Raw genomic sequence first — 3,423 nt, 5'->3', positions numbered from 1 at the left:
TGACCTGAACTCGGATATGGGATACGATGCTGTTGGTCAGAACCAGACCGCCAGCGCCCTGATCTCGGAGATGGGCCACTGGCCGGGGCCGAAGTCCCCCCCCTGGCTCCTCTTGAAGACCTCTTTTGTCTGGGGCTCGATCAGGGTCATCTCGATGCCGCCCCGGAGGGCTCCGCCCCCGTCCGCGCCGAGACGAGCGGCGAACCCCCCCTCGGCGTACTCCGCCAGATCGTCGCTCAGGGCGCAGTCGTCCAGCCCCGCAGAGCTCATGCTCCCGTCGATGAGCAGGTCGTCGACGGTCACGATCCCCACCACGTCTCGGGCCAGAGGCTCGGCGAGCCTCACCATACCGCAGGCGCAACGGCTGTTCTTCTCCTTGAAGGCGTACCATAGCCTGCGGGCCAGATGGTAAGGGTCCTGGTCCTCCTTCTCGCCGTTCGTGGGCCCCGGGCCGAAGGACTGGACCGTCTCCCAGACCTCGGCCAGAGAGAGGACCAGATAACAACGGTCGCTAGGATAGATCGACTCGAAGGGAACCCCGGTGGCGGCGTGGACCGACTCCAGAAGCTCCTGGCGGGAGATGACCCTCTTGGGCATGATCTGGAGGTTACGCCTGCCGAATATAAAATATTTTGCTGGGGGTCACTCGTCCAGAGCTGAAAACTGATCTGCGAGGTGAGAGATCATCTCCTCCACCGACCGGCGGAGGACGGCCCTGTTCTCGTAGCCCTCGATGATCGACCGAAGCTCTGCCTCCTCCAGCCCCGCCATCTCGTCGACCAGAGAGATCAGGTTGGGCAGAGCCCTCACCACGTTGTCCGCGATCGTCACCGTGGAGGTCCTGGCGGTCCTGGATAGGGGATTCAGATCGACGGTGATCACCCTCTTTCCCATCCTCACCAGGGCCTCACACCGGTCGCCGTCCTCCAGGGGTACGAAGACGACGTCGGCGTCGAATATCCCGCCTCTGGCGGCCTTGGCCCGAGCGTGGTCGAGGCCGGGGATCAGAGAATCGGGCTCTTCGCCGTAGACCCTCTCCGCGCCCAGGCCCCGGAGGAGGTCGGCGATCTTCTTCACCCGCTCCTCCGTCCGGTAGAATATGTTCACCTCCAGAGGCGCATTGATCTTATTCGCCAGATTGACCATCTCTTCGGGGACGAGGGCGGCGGCGTTCCCGTTGACGCTGAGGACGGGCCTCTCCGCCAGGAGGAGGATCGCCGCCGCCGCCCGTTCGGCCTCCTCGGCCGCCGCCGTCGTCCTCTCGCCGATGAGGTAGTCGAGGGCTTCGCCCCTTCCTTGCGCGATGAGGCCGTTAAGGCCGGTTATACCCCGCTCGACCCCCTCCACCACCTTCTCCCGGGTCCGCAGGGAGGCGTACCTCGGATGGGATGGTGGTACCTCACTCAAGCCCCGCACCCCCGGGGCTGACCCTCGCCGATACGACCACTCCAAACTCCGCCAGCGCCTCCACCCCATCGAGGGCGAAGATCGCATCCCCCAGCATCACCATCCCTGCCATGCCTCCACCAGCCTCCACCGCCTCTACCGCATCTTCCATCCAGCCCCGAGCAAGCCCCGATCGTTTTGCGAACTCCCAGGAGAGGGAGACGAACCTCTCCAGGGTCGGCCTCTTGATAAGCTCCTTGAGGGCCCGCTCCCCCTCCCGGTTCACCTCTCTCATCGTTCCGGGATCGGAGAGGACCTCCTCCGTCGATAAAGGCCCCCTAACCAGGCAGTCGACCTTCAGGGGCGGAACCGGTATCCGGTCGACGATCCCCAGCCCCGGTGCCCCCGGGGAGAGCCGGACCACCAGGCCACCGGTGTTCTGGGCGATGACGTCGCCGAGGCCGGTGCCGCAGACTACCTCCGCCACGTGGGCCGCCTCCCCCACCCCGCTGGCGAAGAGGCCCAGGCCGAAGGCTCCGTTGAGGGCGTAGGCAGAGCTGAGAGCCCCGGCCCCGCTCGCCCCAAACCCCGCCCCCAGGGGCATCAACAGCTCCGTCTCGACTCTGACCGGCGAGGGCGAGAGGCGCTCGACCACCTTTCTCGTGACCGGCGCCTCCGACTCGACCCCGTTCAGAAAGACGGTCGTCTCCTCAGATCGCAAAACGGTGGTTTTGGCTCCGAGATCCAGGTTGATCCCGCAGCCGACCGACCCCGCCCGTCTCGGGTCTTCGTCGCGCCGGGCGGCGAAGAAGCCCGTGATGTGGGCGGGGGCCGCAGCCCTCAGGATAACTCCTCCCCCAGGGCGTCGATGACGGCTCTTGCGATCAAGCTCTTCTTACCGGAGATCTCCGACTTCAGCCCGTCCCGCCCCAGTATGAGGACCCTGTTCTCCTCGGTACCCATCCCTCCCTTCCCCACGTCGTTGGCGACGACGAGGTCGAGCCGGTTCTTCTGCATGGACTCCTCGGCCCTCGAGATCAGGTCCTGGTCTGATAGGAAGGTCTCGGCCTTGAAACCCACCATCTTCAGATCTGGATGGAGGGACTTCGCCGTCTTTATTATCTTCGAGGTCTGCTTCAGCCTCAGGACGAGATCGCCCCCGGACTTGATCTTCTCTGCGGTGGGGTCCAGGGTGTAGTCGGAGACGGCGGCGGCGGCGATCATGGCGTCGTATCCCCCCTCCTCCAGCTCGGCCAGGACGGCGGAGAGCATCTCCTCGGCGCTCTCGACGTATATCTCCTTCAGGGGGAGGCCGAGATGTCCCCGGTGGACGATAGTCACCTCCGCCCCCCTCCTCCGGGCCTCCAGGGCGATCTCCGTCCCCGTCTTTCCCGAGGCCCTGTTGGTCAGGATACGAATGGGGTCGACCCTCTCGGCGGTGGCCCCACTGGTCACCAGGATCTTTCTGCCGGCGAGGTCGTTGGGGCCAAGGAGCCTCTCCGCCTCCATCACCACCGTCCTGTTCTCGGCGATCTTCGCCTTCTCCTCCTCGATCCGGGGGTCGACGATCGCGACCCCCATCGACCGGAGAGCCTCCAGGTTCTTCAATATTGCAGGGTGGCGGTACATCGCCTCGTGCATGGCGGGGACGACCATCACCGGAACGCCGCTTCCGAGGGCGGTGGTGGCGTAGGTGGTGACGGGGGTGTCGTCGATCCCGCAAGCTATTTTTCCTATGGAATTGGCGGTGGCAGGGGCGATGAGGAGGAGGTCCGCCCTCCCCCCCACGCCGCAGAACTCGACGTGCTCGACTCTTCCTGTGATCTTGGTCACCACGGGGTTTTCAGTCGCGTACTCCAGGGCGTAAGGATGGACGATCTCCTGAGCGGCTTTGCTCATCACGCAGTGAACCCGCGCCCCCCGCCGGATCAGGTCGCGGGCCAGATCGACGGTCCTCACCGCGGCGATGCTTCCCGTGACCGCGAGGACGATCAGCTTTCCCGATAGAGAATCGCTCACCGTGCCGGATATGATCGA

Annotated in this window: 4 protein-coding genes; all 4 read right to left on the bottom strand. The window is 65.2% G+C overall.

The window, feature by feature from the left end:
- Positions 1-36: 36 nt before the first annotated feature.
- Entirely contained in the window at positions 37-597 is a 561-nt protein-coding gene (locus ACP5EL_RS09785; RefSeq protein ID WP_428402325.1) for a hypothetical protein, read from the bottom strand.
- 45 nt (positions 598-642) lie between these two features.
- Entirely contained in the window at positions 643-1,407 is a 765-nt protein-coding gene (locus ACP5EL_RS09780) for a 4-phosphopantoate--beta-alanine ligase (protein ID WP_428402324.1), read from the bottom strand.
- Positions 1,400-2,107 carry a pantoate kinase gene (locus ACP5EL_RS09775; protein WP_428402323.1) on the bottom strand — a complete coding sequence of 236 codons (708 nt, stop codon included), beginning with the start codon at positions 2,105-2,107 and terminating at the stop codon, positions 1,400-1,402. Before ACP5EL_RS09775 ends, ACP5EL_RS09780 begins: the two co-directional genes overlap by 8 nt.
- A 119-nt stretch (positions 2,108-2,226) precedes the next feature.
- The coding region (coaBC, locus tag ACP5EL_RS09770) for a bifunctional phosphopantothenoylcysteine decarboxylase/phosphopantothenate--cysteine ligase CoaBC (protein ID WP_428402322.1) at positions 2,227-3,423 on the bottom strand (1,197 nt) is incomplete at its 5' end.

This window comes from Methanocrinis sp. (assembly GCF_049974945.1).
Lineage (GTDB): Archaea > Halobacteriota > Methanosarcinia > Methanotrichales > Methanotrichaceae > Methanocrinis.
Note: the sequence above shows the minus strand (reverse complement) of the source record. Positions and strands in the feature narration are given on the sequence as shown.

Coding starts and splice junctions, on each gene's coding strand:
- ACP5EL_RS09785 (WP_428402325.1), bottom strand. CDS start 597: ATGCCCAAGAGGGTCATCTCCCGCCAGGAGCTTCTGGAGTCGGTCCAC.